Below are 18,748 nucleotides of genomic sequence, written 5' to 3'. Positions count from 1 at the left end.
CGGCACCCAACGGCGCGAACCGTCGGCGGGGTGCCGCTCACAGAAAGCAGATCCTCATGGACACCATGCTCGCCGGACGCTTCCACCTGGACAGCAAGAAGTTCGTTGTGGAAGAAGTCCCCGTCCCCGTACCCGGGCCGGGCGAGGTCCTCGTAGAGGTCAAGGCCGCGGGCGTCTGCCTCTCGGACGTCCACCTGATCGACGGATCCCTCCCCCCGCTCTTCCTGGACTCCGATGTGGTCACCGTCGGCCACGAGGTCTCCGGTGTGGTCCACATCCTCGGCCCCGGTCTCAAGCGAGAACTGGCCGTCGGCACCCGCGTCACCCTGGAGGCCGGCAAGAGCTGCGGCCAGTGCGCCGGCTGCGTGCGCCGCCGCCCTTGCACCCAGATGCTCACCGCCGGCATCGACTACGACGGCGGCTGGGCCCAGTACATGGTCACCCCCGAGGAGACCCTCGTCCCCATCCCCGACAGCCTCCCCTTCGACCAGGCCGCGATCATCCCCGACGCGGTCTCCACCCCCTACGCCGCCGTCGTCGCCACCGCAGGCGTACGTCCCGCCCAGTCCGTCGGCGTGTGGGGCGTGGGCGGAGTCGGCGCGCACAACGTACGCCTCGCCCGCATGGTCGGCGCCGCACCGATCATCGCCGTCGACCCGCTGCCCAGCGCCCGCGAGCGCGCCCTGGACTTCGGCGCCGACCTCGCCCTCGACCCGGCCGCCCCCGACTTCGCCGACCAGGTCCGCGCCGCCACCGCCGGGCAGGGCCTGGACTTCGCCTTCGACTGCGCCGGCGTGCCCGCCGTCCGCGAGCAGGCCGCCTCCGTGCTCGGCCGCGAGGGCGCCCTGATCCTGGTCGGCATCACCCCCAAGCCGCTCACCATCACCGAGGGACTGACCCTCAACTACATGATGAAGCAGGTGCGCGGCCACTACGGCGCCACCCCCGAGGGCGTCACCGAGCTCGTGCGGCTGACCGCAGCCGGACGTCTCGACCTCGCCCCCTCCATCACCGATCACATCCCGCTGGCCGACGCCGCCGACGCGGTCAACCGGCTGGAGAACAAGATCGGCGACCCGATCCGCCTCATCCTCGTCCCCTGACACCAGTCCAGTGGGACATCAAAGCCACCTCGGGCAGGGGTGAGTGGGCGCCGGTGGTCCCCGACACCGGCGCCCACGGTCTTGTGTGGGCGGTCGGTTCATAAGGGTCTGTGTGAGCGCGGAGCCACCACGTGTGGTGGCCGCACGGATGAGGGTGCGGCGGACGGCGTACCCGAAGCGGTGGGCGGGCAGCCTGACCAAGCCCACGGACCTTGACCGAACAGATAGAAGCACCCCCAAAGCGGACGGCGGCAGGCGGTCACGGCCGCGCTCCCGCCGCGGCGACGTCCTCGCTGATGTTCGCCGCGGCGGCCGGGCGCGCGTCCCGGTACCGGGCGACAGTGGTTTCTTCGTGGTGCGAGGTCGTCGACACGTTCACGGCGGCCACCTCCGCACCGGAACGTCGAGCACCGGCGCGGCGAGGGAGCACAGGCCGCGCTCCAGCTCCTCCTCCACGTAGGCCCATCCTGGGCGCGGGCCGTCGCCAGGATCTCCCTCAGGGCGCCGGTTCATCGTGCACCGCCTGCGGCGTGAGGGCGGCGTGGTGAAGGCGGGCGTGGTACGCGGTGTGCGACGTGAGCGGCAGGGGCGGGAGCAGCCATCAGGCGTTCGCCACCGCCGGCGTTCGCCGGGCCGCGCTTCGCGGCGAAGGGGGAAGCGATCAAGGCGGAAAATCTGTGAATCTCCGCGGCAACCTTTTCGGCCACCCGGACCACACAGTGTTGTCCGGGCCGGTGGTCCGGTGAGATGCAACGGCTGAAAGAGAGCACAGACATGCCCCTTGAAGGGGAGCACAGACATGTCCCTCGCCCACCCACGTCATCGGTGGCGGACCGCGCCGGCGGCCACGCCCGCGGTAGTCGACCGATGCATCGTGCCCGTCGGTTGTTCGCGCGTCAGGGTTTCTGGGCGGCCATCGTCATGGCTGTCGTGGCCGGCTCCGCTGTTGTGGTCAACAGTGCCTCAGCGGAAACCCTGGATCTGAAGACGTGGTATGTGCTGGCCAACCGCAACAGCGGCAAGGTGCTGGACAGCCGCGCCTTCGACAAGACCAACGGCGCGGCGGTGGTGCAGTGGAGCCGTCACGGCGGAGCCAACCAGCAGTGGCGCTTCATCGACGCGGGTGACGGGTACTACCGGCTGCAGAACCGGAACTCCGGCAAGGTGCTGGACAACTACAACTGGTCGAAGACCGCCCGCTCCGGCATCGTGCAGTGGAGCGACCTGAAGGGCGCCAACCAGCAGTTCAAACTGGCGAAGTCGTCGGACAGTCACGTGCGTTTGATCAATCGCTTCAGCGGCATGGCCGTCGAGGTCAACAACGCCTCCAAGGCTGACGGGGCCGACGTCGTCCAGAACCGCGACCGGGGCGGCGCCAATCAGCAATGGCAACTCGTCCCGGCCGGGAAGGTCGACAGCGCCGGCACGCCCCCGTCGTCGGCGTCGTCTCCTGCGTCCGGTGGTGGCGGCTCGACGAAGAGTTTCATGGGTAGTAGCAAGGTGCTCATCGGCGGCTCGATGACTGACGCCTCGGCGACCGCCGCGCCGTTCGACGTGCGATACGCCTATGTGCACAGCCAGCCCGCGCCCTCGTCGGATTACTATTCGGCATCGCGTTGCAAGGATGAGTGGAAGAGCTGGTGGGGTTGCTGGGGCGGCAGCACCACGGAGCCCGGCAGTTACGTGACCTGGCAGGACGCCAATGTGGCCAAGGCGACTTACAAGGGCAGCCCGCGCCCGCAGAAGTTTTTCTGGACTTGGTACTCCTTGCGCGATCTCGGGGATTTGGCAGGCTCGGGCGACGGTCCGGGCGAGGTCAAGGCCATCAACAGGCGCGACCTGCTCACCCGGTATATGGACGACTACCGCTTCTTCCTCCAGAAGATCGGCAACTCGCACGACATGATCGACCTTGAGCCGGATTTTTGGGGCTACGTCCGGTCGCTCGGCGATCCGCACGAGGTTCCCGCGCAGGTCTCGGGCGCAAATCCGAAGGATTGCGGATCCCAGGAGAACAGCGCCGCCGGACTCACCCGCTGCCTGATTTCGATGGCGCACAAATATGCGCCGAACACCACTGTGGGGATGCACCTTTCCTGCTGGGACTGGCAGAGCAACACACAGGGATGCGCCAAGGATTACGCGAAGCTCGGTGCACAGAACGCCGACTTCCTGGTCGCCGATGTGTCGGACCGCGATGCAGGCTGGTACGCACAGCCCGCCCACGGCGGCCATGACAACTTCTGGACTGACCAGAAGGCCGCTGCCTCGCTGAAGTTCTACAAGACGATGGCCGAGTCCGTGGGCAAGCCGGTCGTCCTGTGGCAGATCCCCGTAGGCAACATGGCGCAGAACAACACCCTCAACCATTACAAGGACGACAAGGTGGACTGGTTCTTCGCGCACATGGACCAGGTGGCGAACGCGCATATCGCCGCCCTGCTGTTCGGCGCGGGGCATCACGAACAGACAGGGATCGAGTCCGACGGCGGAAACCTGATCCGCAAGACGATCGCCTATCACAACTCGGGTGGTGTGGCGCTCAAGTAGTCGAAGGCGCGAACCCGACCCCATCTCTTCGACGGGGTCGGGTTCGTCCTCTTCGTCGGGCTGAGGACTTCTCGGCTGGTGCCGGCCATGCTGCCGTCGGTGGGGGCACCAATCGAGGTGGCCTTGGCGAAGGAGCTGATCGTGTTGATGCGTGACGGCGGGACGCCCAGCTCGATCGCGAGGTCGAGATGGTGCGGGCCGTGCAGGTCGATGCCTGAACTGGGCACTCATCACCATGATGACCCGGCGACTGACCCGCAAAAGCCCGCGGACCAGCCAGTGGCCGAGGAAAACTCTTACGTGATCACCAGGACCGGCACCCCGCAAGGCACGGAAATACGGTAGTCCCGGAGTTCCGGACTCCGGGACTTCGCGTTCAGTGGCGCACTGCGCGCTCCGGCGGGATCCGCGGCCGGTCCTTCGGCAGCAGCACACGCAGGGCACCCGGCCGGATTCCGCACAGGACGGGGAGAGGAAGCCGCACCGCTTCGCCGTCGATCCCCGCGTCCAGGTGCCGCACGTCACCGTGCAGTGCGATGCCGGGAGACGACCAGACGACGACTCCTTCACCCGCCGGGTCAGCACCGCGCTTGTGCTGCCGCAGTTCGCCGCGCAGGTGCCGCAGAAGATCCGGGGGCGCCTCCGCCGGGCGCTTGAGGACGATGGCGCCCAACTGTCCCGTGCTGAGGGAGAAGCGACGCCCCAGCCAGCGCGGTGTGGCCAGGTGGTAGGGGTTGTTGGAGATCAGCACCACCTGCGGGAACTCGATGGTCCCCCCTGGGGTGTCCACGCGGGCCTCGACCCACTGCTTGCCCTTGAGATAGTCGGGCGCCACCGCGGCGAACGCGCGCGGCTTGTCCTCCCGGTACCCGGGCTCCAGCAGGGCGTCGGCGTACATACCGAAAGAGACGTTGTTGACGAAGACACGCGAGCCGAGCACCCCCAGGTCCACTCGGGCGGGCTCACCGTCGACCAGGGCGTCCAGCGCCTGCCCCGGATCGCGGATGTCGAGGCCTAGGTCCCGGGCGAAGTGGTTCCGGGTGCCCGCGGGGACCACGACCAGTGACCGGCCCGTGTCGGCGGCCACTGCGGCGACTGCCGACACGGTGCCGTCGCCGCCCGCGGCCCCCAGCACCTGCGCCCCCTCCTGGACGGCGTTCCTCGCGAGCGACGCCGCGTCCAGTTCCGGTCTGGTCGTCCAGACCTGAGCTCCCATGTCCTCGGCCCGCTGTACCAAGCCGTAACGAGCAGTCTTGCCGCCGCCCGAGCGTGGGTTCGTCACGATCACTACCCGGGCACACGTCCGAACGTCGGCCATCACCACACCCACTCTCGCTGCTCAGGCCGGCCTTCGGCCGCCCGGTGGACATAGGAACAATTGGCGCCTGCCAACGGCGTGGCGGCGGCGCCGAGCAGTGCCGGTTGGCGGCGCATTCGTGCGCTGCGGCAGCCGGGCGATGCTGCGTGCCGCAGGCGCCCGGTATGGCGGGCGCCGCACAAGCGGGGCGCCGGAGCCTGCGCCGCGATCAGTGCTGGGGGTGCGGTTGAGAGCGGAACAGAGGCCGCCGCTCGGCAGCGGTTCCCGGAGCGAGACGATCAGCACGATGCCCGCCAGCATGCCGATGATCCCGGTGAACAGCATCCAGCCTCGCGACGGTGTGTCCGGGGCGGAGGCCGCCGTAGCCGTCACCATGGTGCCGCGCAGCAGCCAACTGAAGCCAATCCACAGGGCGAGCAGCAGGATGGACTGCAGAGTGCCCCGGAAGCACATCAACCCGAGCAGGACAGAGAGCGCACCCGTGAGGAAATGCAGCGCCCGAAGATGTCCGGGGACGTGCGTGCCGAAGGCGGCAGCCAGCTGAAAGACATGATGACCAGCAGATAGATACCGAAGAGCACGCTGACGACCCGCAGCGTCTCCTCCGGCCAGGCAAGGACCACGACGCGAGGGCGATGGCAGCCAGGCCCGTGGTGAGAAGGATCTGCCAGCTCATGTTCGCCAAGGCCGCCAGGCTTCCGCCGAGGGAGGCGTCTTGTGGCCCGGTGCCGTGCGGGTGCGGGTGCGGAGTGCCGGTGCCTGCTGGGGAATCGGAGGGAGATGTCATACCAGCTCGCCCTTCCGGGAACAGCGGGAGCGGATCGGTTCCCCTCCATCGTCACCCCGCCCATCCCGGTATCGCCTGGCGAGGACGGAGGGGGTCAACCGAGAGCTGCTGTGTCGGTGCCGTCGGCCGGGGTTGGGTGCCGCTTCGCGCGATCTCCGTGCGCTGCTGACAGTGCCGGGGGACTCCTCGCCCCGGCCCCCGACCAGCGCCCAGAGCGCGCTGGACCACCCACCCTCGGGAGGAACCTCTGGCGGTTCCCCCTGGACCCGCTGGGTCACTCCGTACGCGACCTGCGCGCTTGATCGGCAGCACGGGGCGTGCATGGTCTCGGTCTCCCAGTCCTCGAACGGGGGAGCCCGGACACAGGATCGCTCGTAGATTGAAAGGGCATGCAGTCGCGCTCGCAAGGGACGGAGAGCGCGTAATGACAGCAGACATCGACTTCACGGCGTTCTTCGACCACACCAAGCCCGTACCTCGTGCTGGACACGCAACTGGTGATCCGCTACGTCAACCCGGCATGCCTGCGGACCACCGGCCGACCGCACCGTGCGCATCGTGGCGCCCGGGAGCGACGCCGGGGGGAGGGTCTTCAGGATGACCCGGTCGCACCGTCCGCCGTCGATCGAGCGGCTTCCGCCTCGGGCGCGGTGCTGGTGCCGGACACCATGGCCGCCGCGGCGGCGAGGTCGAGGTGGGATCGTGGATCGCACCATTCGCTCGGCAGGCGCGACAGTGGTCAACACGTTGTACAGGCGTGCTGCCCTCACGCGGAGTCTGGCTGCCCAGGCTGGTGTCGTCGAGTGTCGCGGCGACGGCATCGTCACAGCCGTCGTGCAGGCGGGGGTGCGCCTGGCCTCGGAGGACTCACCGCAGTTCATCCACGTAGCGGTCCGTGCCGGGCACTGTGGGGATGAACGGTGCGACGAACTGCACGTCGCCCAGCCGCGAAGCCCTCACTGCCGTGTCCAGGTCCGCGAAGTGCTCCCGCCAGCTGTCGCGGGGATCGTGCTGGAGGAACCACAGGAGGGTCAGCCGGGTCCCGATCCCCTCGACCTGTTTGACGTAGGTCATCCGGTCCAGGGGCAGCGGCATCGGCGTGAAGACGGTCACCATGGCCGCGGGCGAGCCCGTCAGCTGTTTCGGGAGGTGGTCGTCGCGCAGCCACGCGAGCAGGTCCGCGCGCCTGGCGGGGGTGTAGGCGTCGATGACCTGGACGACGAGCCCGGCGTAGGGGTGATCGAGGGCGTGGATGTCACGCGGGCCCTGGCCGCCGTCGCGGTAGATGGTCGCCGCGTGGTCCTGGAAGGCCGTGAAGACATGAGTGCGGTCCTGAAAGACCCGGTGGTCGCGGTTGAGGCGCTTGTTGATGCCGACGGTCCACCGCATGTGGTCGGCGTAGCGGCCCGCGGTCATCCAGTAGACGGATATGTAACACCCTGCCGTCACCGGCTGCGCGACGGCAGAGGTCTGGGGATAGCGCAGGAGCTGCAGGTCCCGCGGCGCGACCCAGCGACGCCCTGCGTACATCCAGGGCATGGCCATCGCGCCGGCAATGAAGTGGTCGTCTTCGTACCAGCGATTGTACTGGCGTTCGTGGCCGGGGTGCGGCTCGACCATGGTGATCAGGGCGTGTCCGAGGTCGGCTCCGTAGGGGCCGACGGCGGCCAGTTCCGCGTACGTGCGGCTGCGGGTTTCATCGGCGTGCGTCGCATCCTCCGTCATGGGTCCGGTCTACCTGACAAGGCGTCAGATTGGGAGAGGGCCCGCTCAACTCCGGCTGAGGTTCGGTGATCACCTGCCCCAAGCCTGCAGGCGAGTCAACACCGCGCGCACGACGAACCCCGGCGCCGTCACATGCGATCCCCGATGCCGTCAGACCGGCCAGAGCCAGGCTGAAAACGGAGGTGCTGAACGCGTGGCCGTCAACCCCTTCGCGCCCCAAGGGAGTCATACCAGGAGTCTTATGCGCATCTGTAACGCGCAACATCGGGCGGGTAAGAAAGGACACTGTGGCGCCTATGGGGTGATTTATCCTCTCGCGGCGAAGCTGACGATGGCCCGGTTCCGTGTCGGCGGCCGGGTCGAGACGCCCCCGATTCGACCCGGCCGCAGTGTCCGCGTCAAGGAGTGGCGCCCTGGCCTGCGCATATGTGAGCGATGGGCGACATGTACCTACAACCAGCGGTTGTAGGCGTACTCGTGGCCCGGATGCGGTTCGACCATGGTGATCAGGGCGTGGCCCGGATGGACCCCGTACGGGCCTACGGCGGCCAGCTCGGCGTAGGTGTCGCTGCGGGTGTCGTCGCTCATGCGGTTCCCCTTTCCTGCGGTCGCCCATACTCTGACGCTTCGTCAGATAGAGCGCTAGGGCCTGTCCTGAGTTCCCCGTCGTCCGCGCGGAGCGCGGGCGCAGCGGCGTTCGGTGCGTGCGATCGGCGTGCGGTGTCGCAGGTCATGTGGCGGAGCCACCTGTCCTGCGGCGCCGTGCGGCTGGGGGTCCCCCCACGCCCTTAAGGCAGTGGGGGAGTGCGTGCCGGGCGTCGGGGCGCAGGCGGGGAACTCAGGACAGGCCCTAGAGGCGGGAGGGAACGGGATGTCACTGCTCGCGGGCAAGACGGTCGTCGTGTCGGGAGTCGGGGCCGGGCTCGGGCATCAGGTCGCGGCGGCCGTCGTACGGGACGGGGGCAATGCCGTGCTGGGGGCGCGGACGGAGGCGAATCTGGCCAAGAGCGCCGCCGAGATCGATCCGGACGGGGCGCACACGGCATACCGGGCGACGGACATCACCGACGAGACGCAGTGCGAGGCCCTGGCCGGGCTGGCGCGGGAGCGGTTCGGGGGGATCGACGCGGTCGTCCATGTGGCCGCGTGGGACGGCTACTTCGGCGGTCTGGAGGATGCCGACTTCGTGACGTGGCAGTCGGTGATCGACGTGAATCTGCTGGGGTCGCTGCGGATGACCCGGGCCTGCCTGCCCCCGCTGAAGGAACGCGGGGGCTCGGTGGTGTTCATCGGGACGCAGTCGGCGGTGGCAGCGCCCTCGGAGGTGCGGCAGGCGGCGTACGCGGCGTCCAAGGGTGCGCTGACGAGCGCGATGTACTCGCTGGCGCGGGAGCTCGGGCCGTATCGGATCCGGGTGAACACCGTGCTGCCGGGGTGGATGTGGGGGCCGCCGGTGCGGGCGTTCGTGCAGTTCGCCGCGCAGACGGAGGCGGTGCCGGAGGGGGACGTACTGAAGCGGCTGACGGACCGGATGGCGCTGCCGGAGCTGGCCACGGACGGGGACGTGGCCGACGCGGCGGTTTTCCTGTCGTCGGACCGGGCGCGGGCCATCACGGGGCAGTCGTTGCTGGTCAACGCGGGGGAGCTGATGCGCTGAGCCGTTTTCTGGGGTTCATGTCTGTGAACGCAGGTCATCAAGGGGAACATTTTTACTGTCCCTTGACCTGACGCTTGCTTGTCGTGCTCGTGTAAAGACACTCACGATGAGCGGGCCGTTCACATGGCGGACCCTGGAAGGGGGCACATGAACAGTCTCGACTGGGCCGTGCTCATCGGCTATTTCGGTGTGATGGTCGCCATCGGCGTCTGGTCGCACAAGCGCGTGGACAACGTCAGCGACTTCTTCACGGCCGGCGGCAAGATGCCCTGGTGGCTCTCCGGCATCTCGCACCACATGTCGGGCTACAGCGCGGTGATGTTCACCGGGTACGCGGGCATCGCCTACACCTACGGCGTCACCTCCTTCGTGACCTGGTCCTTCCCGATCGCCCTCGGTATCGCCATCGGGTCGAAGCTGTTCGCGCCGCGCATCAACCGGCTGCGCTCCCGGCTGCGCGTAGCCTCCCCGCTCGAGTACCTGAAGAACCGCTACGACCTCAAGACCCAGCAGGCGCTGGCCTGGTCCGGGATGCTGCTGAAGATCGTGGACGTGGGCGCGAAGTGGGCCGCGATCGCCACGCTGCTGTCGGTGTTCACAGGTGTGTCGCTGAACCAGGGCATCCTCATCACCGGTTCCATCACCGCGGTCTACTGCACCATCGGCGGCCTGTGGGCGGACGCGCTGACCGAGCTCGGTCAGTTCGTCATCCAACTCCTCGCCGGTGTCGCGATGTTCGTCGCGGTGATCGTCGAACTCGACAACAAGGGCATCGGGTTCTTCGGCGCCTGGGACGAGCCGGCGCTCCAGGGCCACGACAAACCGCTGGTCGGACCGTACGGCACCGTCTTCCTGCTCGCGTTCCTCTTCATCAAGCTCTTCGAGTACAACGGCGGCATGCTCAACCAGGCCCAGCGCTACATGGCCACGCGCAACGCGCACGAGGCCGAGCGCTCGGCACGGCTGTCGGCGATCCTCTGGCTGGTGTGGCCGCTCGTCCTGTTCTTCCCCATGTGGATGTCGCCGCTGCTGGTCGAGTCGCAGAAGCCGGACGGTTCCGACTCGTACGGCCTGATGACCGAACAGCTCCTCCCGCACGGCCTGTTGGGCCTGGTCATCGTCGGCTTCTTCTCGCACACCATGGCCATGTGCTCCTCCGACGCCAACGCGATCGCGGCCGTCTTCACCCGTGACTGCGCGCCGGTGATCTGGCGCCGGGCACGGACCTGGAGCGAGGGTCAGGGTCTGCGGGTGGCCCGCGTGGCCACGGTCGTCTTCCTGGGCCTGTCCATGGCGGCGGCCACCCAGGTCAACTCCCCGGCCTTCAAGGACATCATCACGGTCGTGATCAAGTGGGTGGCCGGTCTGATGGGCCCGATGGCGATCCCGATGATGCTGGGCCTGCTGCGCCCGTTCCGCCGCTCGGGACCGACCGCCGCGCTCACCAGCTGGGCCATGGGCCTGTTCGCCTTCTGGCTGGTCAACTACCCGATCAACTGGAACGTCGAGGGCGGCGTCCCGCTCCAGTACCAGGTGTCGATCCCGCTGGCGGTGTCGCTGGTCCTGTACATCCTCATCGGCTTCGTGAAGCCGGAGGACACCCCGGAACGGCTCGCCATCATCGAGAAGATCAACACGGACGGGGACGGGGCGGCGGCCGCCGCGGTACCGGCTCCGGCGGGGGCGGGGGACGACGTGGTGCGTACGACGGTGAAGGACTGAGTCCGGCGCTCCGCGGGAAGGGCCGCATCGGTCCGTCGTTCGTCTGCGGGCGCGTCGTGGCTGGTCGCGCCCGCGCGGCGGAGCCGCATATCGACACAGCCCCGCGCCCCTTCGGGGCGCTGCCGCTCAGGCCCTCGGATAGCGGGCGATCCACCCCGGGGCCGAGCCCGCCGGGCCGTGCAGCGCGGGTCCCTGCGTCATCTCCATCGCGAAGTCGTCGGCGAGTTCCAGGATCGTGGGACGGCCCTCCAGCTCGGCCAGCCAGGCCGGGGGGAGGGCCGTTTCGCCGTGGAGGGCGCCCAGCAGCCCGCCGGTCAGCGTGCCGGCCGCGGCCGAGGGGCCGGCCTGGTTCACGGCGAGGCAGAGACCGTGCCGTACGTCCTCGCCCACCAGCGCGCAGTACACGGACGCGGCCAGCAGCCCGTCCGCCGTCCCGTCCCCCGCCAGCTCCTCCACCCGCGAGGGTGTGGGCATGCCCTGCCGTACGGCGCCCAGGGCGTGCTGGAGCGAGTCGGAGACGGGCTGGTGCCCGGGCCGGGCGGCGAGCAGCGCGAGGGCCCGCTGCACGGCGCCGTCGAGGGTCTCGCCGCGGGCCAGGGAGTGCACGATCACGGCGTACGCGCCCGCGGACAGATAGGCGGCCGGATGACCGTGCGTCTGCGCGGCGCACTCCACGGCGAGCTGCACGACCAGCTGCGGCTCCCACCCCACGAGCAGCCCGAACGGCGCGGAACGGGCGGCGGCCTCGGGCCCGGTCTCACCGGGATTCTTGGGAGCGTCGAGCGTCCCCATGGCCTCGTCCCCGAACCCGACGACCAGGGAGCGCGCCGGATCCCGTCGGGCGTACAGCCACTCCTCCCGGGCCAGCCACCCATCCTCCTTGCGCCGCTCGTCGGGCCCCCAGTCCCGCTGGGTCGCCGCCCAGCGCAGATACGCCCGGTGCAGATCCGTCGGCGGATGCCAGGCGCCGGTGTCGCGGCGCACCTGGGCGCGTATCAGCCCGTCGACGGAGAAGAGGCTGAGCTGGGTGAGATGCGTGACGGCTCCCCGCCGCCCGTACCCGACGGCGAGATCTACGAGCCCCTCGGCGCCGTACGCCTCCCGGATCTCCTCACTCCCGAGCCCGTCGACGGGCGCGCCCAGCGCATCCCCCAGCGCCGCCCCGAGCAGCGTCCCACGCACCCGGCTACGGAAGTCCTGCTGCTCGGCACGTCCCCAGACGGCCCCGGCTGCCGCACCCACCAAGACCTCCGTTGGTATCGCCCGCACGTACGACAGCTCAGCACTGTAATCGAACGGGGACGGTCCGTTCAGGCCCACGATCAGTCACCTGTGCCACAGCGGAGTTGAAAATGGATCACCGTTGGCTGTCGCGGCACCGAAGACGTCCCTCGTGGACGGCGACCGTGGCCGTGGTGGTAGCCACGGCGTTGATCTGCGGCACAGGAGTGTCCGCCGAGGCGGCGGTGCAGAAGCCGTCACCGACCAAGACGTACTGGGACTGCTGGTCGGCCAGATAGACGCGCGCAACGCCCGCTTGAGCGACACGATCAGGGAGGACTTTCAGAACTACGACGTGAAGACCCCGGGTGACGGGTTCACCAACTGGGTCTCCTTCGACGCCACCATCTCCGCAACGCCCACCGGGATCGACTTCGTCATCCCCGAGTCGGAGGTGCACACCGAGGCCTCTTGGTGGCAGAACATCATCGCGGTGACAGTGGGCGTGGCGATGCAGATTTTCACGCGAGCCCTGTGTCTCGGCTTCCTCCCTGCGGCGGCCGTGGTCTGTGCGTCGATCGGCGCGTTCGTCGGGACCGTGGCCGGCCGCTTCACCGTCCAAGGCTTCGACCATCAAGTGACGGACGGTGAGGCGTGGGCCAGCACCCTGCTCTATGCGGTGGCTGCCGCGGCAGGAGCGGCCCTCTGGGAGGCGGGTATCGGCGCGTGGGCGAAGACCAAACTGCCCGAACTTCTCAGGCGGGCCGGCGAATGGCTGAAGAATGACCTGCCGAGGCATCTGAAGGGGTTTTGGAGCTGGGGGAAGGACGCGGCCATCGCGGCCGGGACGGGCGTGATTCGGGTCGCCGGATGGGTCTACGAAAAGGGCAAGAGCTTCGTACCGGAATGGGGCAGCGGCAATCTCCCCGGCAGGCTGCGGATCCTCGACAGCGGCGGCACCTACGAACCGGACATCTTCACGGCCGACGGCACCAGCCACGGTGTCGGGTTCCTGTTCCCCGGCACCTGGAACTACGAGTTCTGTGTCACGGCCTTCAACGGGTCCGCCGAGTCGAGTCGCTCCGAGTGCGTGGTCGCACCACGACCCGAAGACACGGCCGGCGATCCGGGCGGCAACCCAGGGAGCACCGCGACGGACCAGGGCGGCACGCTCGATGACCTCAATGACCTCAATGAGCTCACGCAGGCTCTCCGTGAGTCGGCCTCGATGACCGGCTGATCCCGGGGTTCCCCGCCCCGTACACTCGCCGTCCCGGCAGGGTGGGTGTACGGGGTCCACCAAGGGCGAGCGGACGAACCCGCCCGCCGGGCAAGATGACCATCATGCCTACGACACCCCCACGAAACGCACTCCGCCTCACCGCCACCCTCCTCACCGCGAGCGTCGCGCTCTACATCGCGCTCGTCGCCTTCGGGAACATCACGGACTTCGGGACCAACCAGCAGTTCGTGCAGCACGTCCTGGCGATGGATACGACGTTCAAGGACGACGACCTGATGTGGAGAGCCGTCACCAGCAAGGGACTTCAGAACACGGCGTACGTGGCGATCATCGTCTGGGAGACGGTCGCCGCACTCGTCCTGATATACGGCACGTGGCTCTGGTTCCGCCGCGACGACACCCGCGCCCGCCGCTTCGCCACCTACGGCCTGCTGATGGTTCTGCTGCTGTTCGGCGCCGGGTTCATCGCGATCGGCGGCGAGTGGTTCTCCATGTGGCAGTCGGCCGACTGGAACGGCCTCGACGCGGCGACGCGCGCCTTCGTGTTCAGCGGAATCGTGCTGCTCGTCGTGCAGTTGACCGGCGGACGGAGCGAGTCATGACGGACGGGACGACACCACGCGTGGTGGCCGTCAACCGCGGCACCGAGCAGACCACCGACGCCCCGCCGACCGGGCCCCGGCACCGGGCGCTCGACGCCTGGGTGGGCCGGTGGATCAACCAAGGTCACATGATCGATGAGGACGGCAGCCCGGGAGCGACGATCACGACCTCCGACGTGTACGAATGGGGTCCCGGCGGGGTCTTCCTCGTCCACTCCGCCTACGGGCGGATCGGGGAGTTCGACGTCGGTGGCACGGAGATCATCGGCTACGACGAGACGAGCGGCGCCTACCGGTCGCACTTCTTCGACAGCCAGGGCAATGTGACCGTCAGCCGCCTCGTCGCGGACGGCGACACCTGGACCTACCAGGGCGACACGACCCGCTCCACCGTGGAGTTCAGCGACGGCCATCGCGTCCAGACGGTCCTGCACGAGCGGACCGACGGCGGGACCACCTACCGGCCCTCCATGCGGGTCACGCTGACCAAAGTCACGTGAAGTCACGTGACCGTAGGGGCTAGTTGACGACCACCACCGTCGTCCCCGTCGAGCCGAACGTCCACACCGCCGACCCGTCGGCCTTGCGCATCCGGATGCCGCCGGTCTGGGTGCCCGAGGCCGGCGGGGGTGAGGAGCCGTCGACGGCGTTGGAGAAGGCGATGTTGAGGCCGGACTTGGTGGCGAAGTAGACGATGTTCTCGATCGCCACCCCGTCCGAGCCGGTCGTCGCGTCGCGGCGGGAGACGACGGAGTAGCTGCCGGGGTCGGGGGCGACCGTCCCCGGCCATACGGCGAACGTGCGGCGGGCGGCATCGCTCTCGTCGACCAGCCACACCCGCCGCAGCCCGAGGGAGTAGACGATGCGCCGGCCTGTGCCGGAACCGTCCGGTATCGCGGCCGGTGCGGAGGCCGAGGGCTTCGGCGACGCGCTCGCCGACGCGCTGGGCCGCGCCGCCGTCGCCGTGGGACGCGGGCCCTTGTCGGCCTGCACGGCCAGGACGGTGACGGCGGCGATCGCGCCCACCGTCAGTGCGGCCACCCAGACCTTGGGAGCAGGCACGGGCACGCATCTCCTCAGCTCACCGACAGGGTCGGATCATCGTACTGCGAGCCCTCTGTCCCCTCGGTCCAGCACCGGTCAGTCCAGCACCGGCAACAGCTCCGGCAGATGCCCGTCCGACGCCTGAGCCGCCCGCTGCCGCTCCTGAGGCACCTCCCCGTAGAGCGTCGTACGCGGCTTCGCCGGCCGGCCCGCCGCCTCCGCCACGGCCACCAGGTCACGTACCGACTTGTACGAGCCGTACGACGACCCCGCCATCCGCGAGATCGTCTCCTCCATGAGCGTGCCGCCGAGGTCGTTCGCGCCGGAGCGGAGCATTTCCGCCGCGCCCTCCGAGCCCAGCTTCACCCAGCTGGTCTGGATGTTGGGAATCCACGGGTGCAGGAGGAGCCGGGCCATCGCCGTGACCGCGCGGTTGTCCCGCATCGTCGGGCCCGGGCGCGCGATGCCCGCCAAGTACACCGGCGCGTTGGTGTGGATGAAGGGCAAGGTCACGAACTCCGTGAAGCCGCCCGTCCGTTGCTGGATCCCGGCCAGGGTGCGCAGGTGACCCAGCCAGTGGCGCGGCTGATCCACGTGGCCGTACATCATCGTCGACGACGACCGGATACCGACCTCGTGCGCCGTCGAGATCACCTCGATCCAGGTCGCCGTCGGCAGCTTGCCCTTCGTCAGGACCCAGCGGACCTCGTCGTCGAGGATCTCCGCCGCCGTGCCGGGCACGGAGTCGAGGCCCGCTTCCTTCGCCGCCGTCAGCCACTCGCGGATCGAAAGCCCGGTCCGGGTCGCGCCGTTGACCACCTCCATCGGCGAGAAGGCGTGTACGTGCATCCCCGGCACCCGCTCCTTCACCGCCTTCGCGATGTCGAAGTACGCCGTGCCGGGCAGGTCCGGGTGGATGCCGCCCTGCATGCACACCTCCACCGCCCCCACGTCCCACGCCTGCTGCGCCCGGTCGGCGACCTGCTCCAGCGACAGCGTGTACGCGTCCGCGTCCGAGCGGCGCTGCGCGAAGGCGCAGAAACGGCAGCCCGTGTAACAGACGTTGGTGAAGTTGATGTTCCGCGTGACGATGTACGTGACGTCGTCGCCGACCACCGACTTGCGCACGTCGTCGGCCACCGAGCACAACGCGTCCAGCGCCGGCCCGTCCGCGTGCAGCAGCGCCAGCGCCTCGTCGTCGGTCAGCTTCGTCGGGTCGTCCGCCGCCGTCGCCAGAGCGGCGCGTACGTCCGTGTCGATCCGGGACGGCACCATGCCCGGCGCCGCCGCCTCGCGCAGGGCGCCCCAGTCGCCGTACACCTCGTCGAAGTCGTCGCGGCGGTCGGACGTACGGCCCTCGGTGTCGATGGTCGTGTGCAGATCCGTACGGCCGGAGGGGACGAACACCTCCTCGGGCTCCTGCCAGGGGTGCCCCTCGACCACGGCGTCCTCGAGCGCCAGCCCCGTCTCCGGGTCGGCCAGCGCGCGGACGTGCGGGCGCAGCCGCGGGTCCAGCCAGGGCTCGCCGCGCCGCACGAACTCCGGGTAGACGCAGAGGCGTTCACGCAGTTCGAAGCCGGCGGCACGCGAGCGCTCGGTGAGTTCCTCGATCTGCGGCCAGGGGCGTTCCGGGTTGACGTGGTCGATGGTCAGGGGCGACACCCCGCCCCAGTCGTCGATCCCGGCGCCGATCAGCCGCTCGTACTCGGAGTCGACCAGGTTCGGCGGGGCCTGCAGACACGCCGCCGGGCCCATGATGTGCCGGGCCACCGCCACCGTCGCGACCAACTCGTCCAGCTCCGCGTCCGGCATACCCCGCATCGCGGTGTCCGGCTTGGCGCGGAAGTTCTGGATGATCAGTTCCTGGATGCCGTGGTACGACCGCGAGACACGGCGCAGCGCGAACAGCGACTCGGCGCGCTCCTCGTATGTCTCGCCGATGCCGATGAGGAGCCCGGACGTGAAGGGGACGGACGAGCGCCCCGCGTCCTCCAGCACCCGCAGCCGTACGGCGGGTTCCTTGTCCGGGGAGCCGTAGTGCGGCCCGCCCGGCTCGGACCAGAGCCTGGTGGCCGTGGTCTCCAACATCATGCCCATGGAAGGGGCGACCGGCTTGAGCCGCTGGAAGTCGGTCCATGACATGACCCCGGGGTTGAGGTGGGGCAGCAGCCCCGTCTCCTCCAGGATGCGGATCGATATGGCGCGGACGTACGCGATCGTGTCGTCGTAGCCGTGCGCGTCGAGCCATTCCCGCGCCTCCGGCCACCGCTCCTCGGGCTTGTCGCCCAGGGTGATGAGCGCTTCCTTGCAGCCGAGGGCGGCACCACGGCGGGCGATGTCGAGCACCTCGTCCGGGGACATGAACATCCCGTGCCCGGCCCGGCGCAGCTTGCCGGGGACGGTCACGAACGTGCAGTAGTGGCATTTGTCCCGGCACAACCGGGTGAGCGGGATGAAGACGCTCTTCGAGTAGGTGATGACCCCGGGGCGGCCACCCGCCTCGAGGCCCGCGTCCCGCACCCGGGCGGCGGACGCGGTGAGATCGTCGAGGGCCTCACCACGGGCCTGAAGCAGCACCGCCGCCTCATTGACGTCGAGCGCGACGCCGTCCCGGGCGCGTTTGAGGGCGCGACGCATGGAGTTCTCGGTGGGACCGGTTCCGGAGCTCGCGAGGGTCGTCATCTCTTGAGCATACGATCGGGCTGATCAGCGCCCCGAAGGGGCGCGGGGAACTGCGCGAGCAACCACGACGAACCCGCAGCCACCCACCGCGCCGGACACGGCAGACGAGACGACACAGCCCACTCAGATGTACGCCGCATACTCGTCCAGCACCCGCAGAACTTCCGCCTCCCCCGCCGGAGGCAACTGCACCACAACCTCCTCGATACCCAGGTCGGCATAGTGCGCCAGCTTCCCCGGGCTCGGATAAACCGCGTACGGCACAACCTGAAGCCCCGCCGGATCACGCCCCGCGTCCGCCCACGCGGCCCGCAATCGCGGCATCGACTCCGACAGGCCCCGCCCCCCGATCGGCATCCACCCGTCGGCGTACTCGCAGATGTGCGTGAAGAGCTTCGGCCCCGCGGCGCCCCCGACAAGCGTGCGCGGACCGACGACCGGCCCACGCGGCTTCTGTACGGGCTTGGGGTAGGCGTGACTCGCCCGCACACCCCCGAACTCCCCCTCGTACGCGGTCGGTTCCTCCGCCCAGAGCGCCCGCATCAGAGCCATCCGGTCCCGGACGAGCTCGCGACGCGTCCGCCACTCCACCGTGTGGTCGGCGGCCTCTTCCACGTTCCAGCCGAAACCGAGCCCGAGCGTGAACCGGCCGCCCGACAGATGGTCGAGCGTCGCGATCTGCTTGGCCAGGTCGATCGGGTCGTGCTGGGCCACGAGCGTGATGCCGGTGCCGAGGCCCAGGCGGTCCGTCACGGCGGCGGCCTGGCCGAGCGCGACGAAGGGGTCGAGCGTACGGCCGTACTCGGGCGGCAGTTCCCCGCCCGCCGGGTACGGCGTGACCCGCTCGACGGGGATGTGCGTGTGCTCGGGCAGATACAGCCCGGCGTAGCCCCGCTGCTCCAGCTCGCGAGCGAGCCGGGTCGGGGTGATCGTCTCGTCGGTGAGGAAGATCGTGACGGAGAGGCGCATGGCCCATCTCTACCGCGACGGACCTCGAATGTCCATACCGACCAGTCGGCATCCACACGGCTCCCACAGGTGGATATCCGTGGATTCCCTTTCCTTGTACGGCAGTTAGCGCCCGATAGCCAGAG

Annotated in this window: 17 protein-coding genes; 7 read left to right on the top strand and 10 right to left on the bottom strand. The window is 69.2% G+C overall.

The genetic code is table 11. The features are described from left to right. Positions 1 to 56 precede the first annotated feature (56 nt). Both OG828_RS28370 and OG828_RS28365 read left to right on the top strand, forming a co-directional pair. The gene (locus OG828_RS28370; RefSeq protein ID WP_328502702.1) at positions 57 to 1,103 is read left to right on the top strand and encodes a zinc-binding dehydrogenase; all 1,047 of its coding nucleotides are present in this window, start codon (positions 57 to 59) and stop codon (positions 1,101 to 1,103) included. A gap of 867 nt (positions 1,104 to 1,970) precedes the next feature. Next, the gene (locus tag OG828_RS28365) at positions 1,971 to 3,653 is read left to right on the top strand and encodes an RICIN domain-containing protein (RefSeq protein ID WP_328502701.1); all 1,683 of its coding nucleotides are present in this window, start codon (positions 1,971 to 1,973) and stop codon (positions 3,651 to 3,653) included. Here the strand turns inward: OG828_RS28365 and OG828_RS28360 are convergent. From OG828_RS28360 to OG828_RS28340, 6 genes are all read right to left on the bottom strand, one after another. Next, positions 3,623 to 3,880, bottom strand: coding sequence for a hypothetical protein (locus OG828_RS28360; protein WP_328502700.1), 258 nt, complete (start codon positions 3,878 to 3,880; stop codon positions 3,623 to 3,625). The genes OG828_RS28365 and OG828_RS28360 overlap by 31 nt on opposite strands. A 149-nt stretch (positions 3,881 to 4,029) precedes the next feature. Continuing rightward, positions 4,030 to 4,935 carry a diacylglycerol/lipid kinase family protein gene (locus tag OG828_RS28355; protein WP_328502699.1) on the bottom strand — a complete coding sequence of 302 codons (906 nt, stop codon included), beginning with the start codon at positions 4,933 to 4,935 and terminating at the stop codon, positions 4,030 to 4,032. Between the two features lie 57 nt (positions 4,936 to 4,992). Beyond that, positions 4,993 to 5,424 (bottom strand): hypothetical protein, encoded by a 432-nt coding sequence (locus tag OG828_RS49620; protein ID WP_443062519.1) that lies wholly within the window; start codon positions 5,422 to 5,424, stop codon positions 4,993 to 4,995. Next, on the bottom strand, positions 5,424 to 5,594 hold the full coding sequence (locus OG828_RS49615; RefSeq protein ID WP_443062438.1) for a hypothetical protein: 171 nt from the start codon (positions 5,592 to 5,594) through the stop codon (positions 5,424 to 5,426). The genes OG828_RS49620 and OG828_RS49615 overlap by 1 nt, the downstream gene beginning before the upstream one ends. A 1,031-nt stretch (positions 5,595 to 6,625) precedes the next feature. Then, a complete protein-coding gene (locus tag OG828_RS28345) occupies positions 6,626 to 7,483 on the bottom strand; it encodes a hypothetical protein (RefSeq protein ID WP_328502698.1) in 858 nt (285 codons plus the stop codon). Between the two features lie 450 nt (positions 7,484 to 7,933). Beyond that, the gene (locus OG828_RS28340; protein WP_328505069.1) at positions 7,934 to 8,071 is read right to left on the bottom strand and encodes a hypothetical protein; all 138 of its coding nucleotides are present in this window, start codon (positions 8,069 to 8,071) and stop codon (positions 7,934 to 7,936) included. Positions 8,072 to 8,354: 283 nt separating this feature from the next. Here OG828_RS28340 and OG828_RS28335 point away from each other — a divergent pair, with 283 nt between their 5' ends. Beyond that, entirely contained in the window at positions 8,355 to 9,140 is a 786-nt protein-coding gene (locus OG828_RS28335; RefSeq protein WP_328440137.1) for an SDR family oxidoreductase, read from the top strand. Positions 9,141 to 9,287: 147 nt separating this feature from the next. Further along, the gene (locus OG828_RS28330) at positions 9,288 to 10,862 is read left to right on the top strand and encodes a sodium:solute symporter family protein (protein ID WP_328362811.1); all 1,575 of its coding nucleotides are present in this window, start codon (positions 9,288 to 9,290) and stop codon (positions 10,860 to 10,862) included. 126 nt (positions 10,863 to 10,988) lie between these two features. Here the strand turns inward: OG828_RS28330 and OG828_RS28325 are convergent, their stop codons facing one another. After that, on the bottom strand, positions 10,989 to 12,104 hold the full coding sequence (locus tag OG828_RS28325) for an ADP-ribosylglycohydrolase family protein (RefSeq protein WP_328440135.1): 1,116 nt from the start codon (positions 12,102 to 12,104) through the stop codon (positions 10,989 to 10,991). Between the two features lie 121 nt (positions 12,105 to 12,225). On the opposite strand from OG828_RS28325, the gene OG828_RS28320 reads away from it, so the two are divergent. The 3 genes from OG828_RS28320 to OG828_RS28310 all read left to right on the top strand — a co-directional run bounded on the left by OG828_RS28320 (position 12,226) and on the right by OG828_RS28310 (position 14,428). Further along, the gene (locus OG828_RS28320) at positions 12,226 to 13,323 is read left to right on the top strand and encodes a hypothetical protein (protein ID WP_328502697.1); all 1,098 of its coding nucleotides are present in this window, start codon (positions 12,226 to 12,228) and stop codon (positions 13,321 to 13,323) included. A 104-nt stretch (positions 13,324 to 13,427) separates the two neighbouring features. Next, entirely contained in the window at positions 13,428 to 13,928 is a 501-nt protein-coding gene (locus OG828_RS28315) for a DUF2165 domain-containing protein (RefSeq protein ID WP_328502696.1), read from the top strand. Further along, positions 13,925 to 14,428 (top strand): DUF1579 family protein, encoded by a 504-nt coding sequence (locus OG828_RS28310; protein ID WP_328502695.1) that lies wholly within the window; start codon positions 13,925 to 13,927, stop codon positions 14,426 to 14,428. The genes OG828_RS28315 and OG828_RS28310 overlap by 4 nt, the downstream gene beginning before the upstream one ends. 19 nt (positions 14,429 to 14,447) lie before the next feature. Here OG828_RS28310 and OG828_RS28305 read toward each other — a convergent pair whose 3' ends face one another. From OG828_RS28305 to OG828_RS28295, 3 genes are all read right to left on the bottom strand, one after another. Then, positions 14,448 to 14,990: a hypothetical protein gene (locus tag OG828_RS28305; protein WP_328502694.1), complete on the bottom strand. Its 543-nt coding sequence runs from the start codon at positions 14,988 to 14,990 to the stop codon at positions 14,448 to 14,450. 78 nt (positions 14,991 to 15,068) lie between these two features. Beyond that, positions 15,069 to 17,654: a bifunctional FO biosynthesis protein CofGH gene (locus OG828_RS28300; RefSeq protein WP_328502693.1), complete on the bottom strand. Its 2,586-nt coding sequence runs from the start codon at positions 17,652 to 17,654 to the stop codon at positions 15,069 to 15,071. A 123-nt stretch (positions 17,655 to 17,777) separates the two neighbouring features. Beyond that, positions 17,778 to 18,623, bottom strand: coding sequence for an LLM class F420-dependent oxidoreductase (locus OG828_RS28295; RefSeq protein ID WP_328502692.1), 846 nt, complete (start codon positions 18,621 to 18,623; stop codon positions 17,778 to 17,780). Between the last annotated feature and the right edge of the window lie 125 nt (positions 18,624 to 18,748).

The sequence above is a fragment of the Streptomyces sp. NBC_00457 genome (assembly GCF_036014015.1).
Taxonomy (GTDB): domain Bacteria; phylum Actinomycetota; class Actinomycetes; order Streptomycetales; family Streptomycetaceae; genus Streptomyces.
Note: the sequence above shows the minus strand (reverse complement) of the source record. Positions and strands in the feature narration are given on the sequence as shown.

What these genes read in the sequence shown, in the direction of transcription:
- OG828_RS28370 (WP_328502702.1), top strand. Translation starts at nt 57, where the DNA reads ATGGACACCATGCTCGCCGGACGCTTCCACCTGGACAGCAAGAAGTTC.
- OG828_RS28365 (WP_328502701.1), top strand. Translation starts at nt 1,971, where the DNA reads ATGCATCGTGCCCGTCGGTTGTTCGCGCGTCAGGGTTTCTGGGCGGCC.
- OG828_RS49620 (WP_443062519.1), bottom strand. Translation starts at nt 5,424, where the DNA reads ATGTGCTTCCGGGGCACTCTGCAGTCCATCCTGCTGCTCGCCCTGTGG.
- OG828_RS28345 (WP_328502698.1), bottom strand. Translation starts at nt 7,483, where the DNA reads ATGACGGAGGATGCGACGCACGCCGATGAAACCCGCAGCCGCACGTAC.
- OG828_RS28340 (WP_328505069.1), bottom strand. Translation starts at nt 8,071, where the DNA reads ATGAGCGACGACACCCGCAGCGACACCTACGCCGAGCTGGCCGCCGTA.
- OG828_RS28335 (WP_328440137.1), top strand. Translation starts at nt 8,355, where the DNA reads ATGTCACTGCTCGCGGGCAAGACGGTCGTCGTGTCGGGAGTCGGGGCC.
- OG828_RS28330 (WP_328362811.1), top strand. Translation starts at nt 9,288, where the DNA reads ATGAACAGTCTCGACTGGGCCGTGCTCATCGGCTATTTCGGTGTGATG.
- OG828_RS28315 (WP_328502696.1), top strand. Translation starts at nt 13,428, where the DNA reads ATGCCTACGACACCCCCACGAAACGCACTCCGCCTCACCGCCACCCTC.
- OG828_RS28310 (WP_328502695.1), top strand. Translation starts at nt 13,925, where the DNA reads ATGACGGACGGGACGACACCACGCGTGGTGGCCGTCAACCGCGGCACC.
- OG828_RS28300 (WP_328502693.1), bottom strand. Translation starts at nt 17,654, where the DNA reads ATGACGACCCTCGCGAGCTCCGGAACCGGTCCCACCGAGAACTCCATG.
- OG828_RS28295 (WP_328502692.1), bottom strand. Translation starts at nt 18,623, where the DNA reads ATGCGCCTCTCCGTCACGATCTTCCTCACCGACGAGACGATCACCCCG.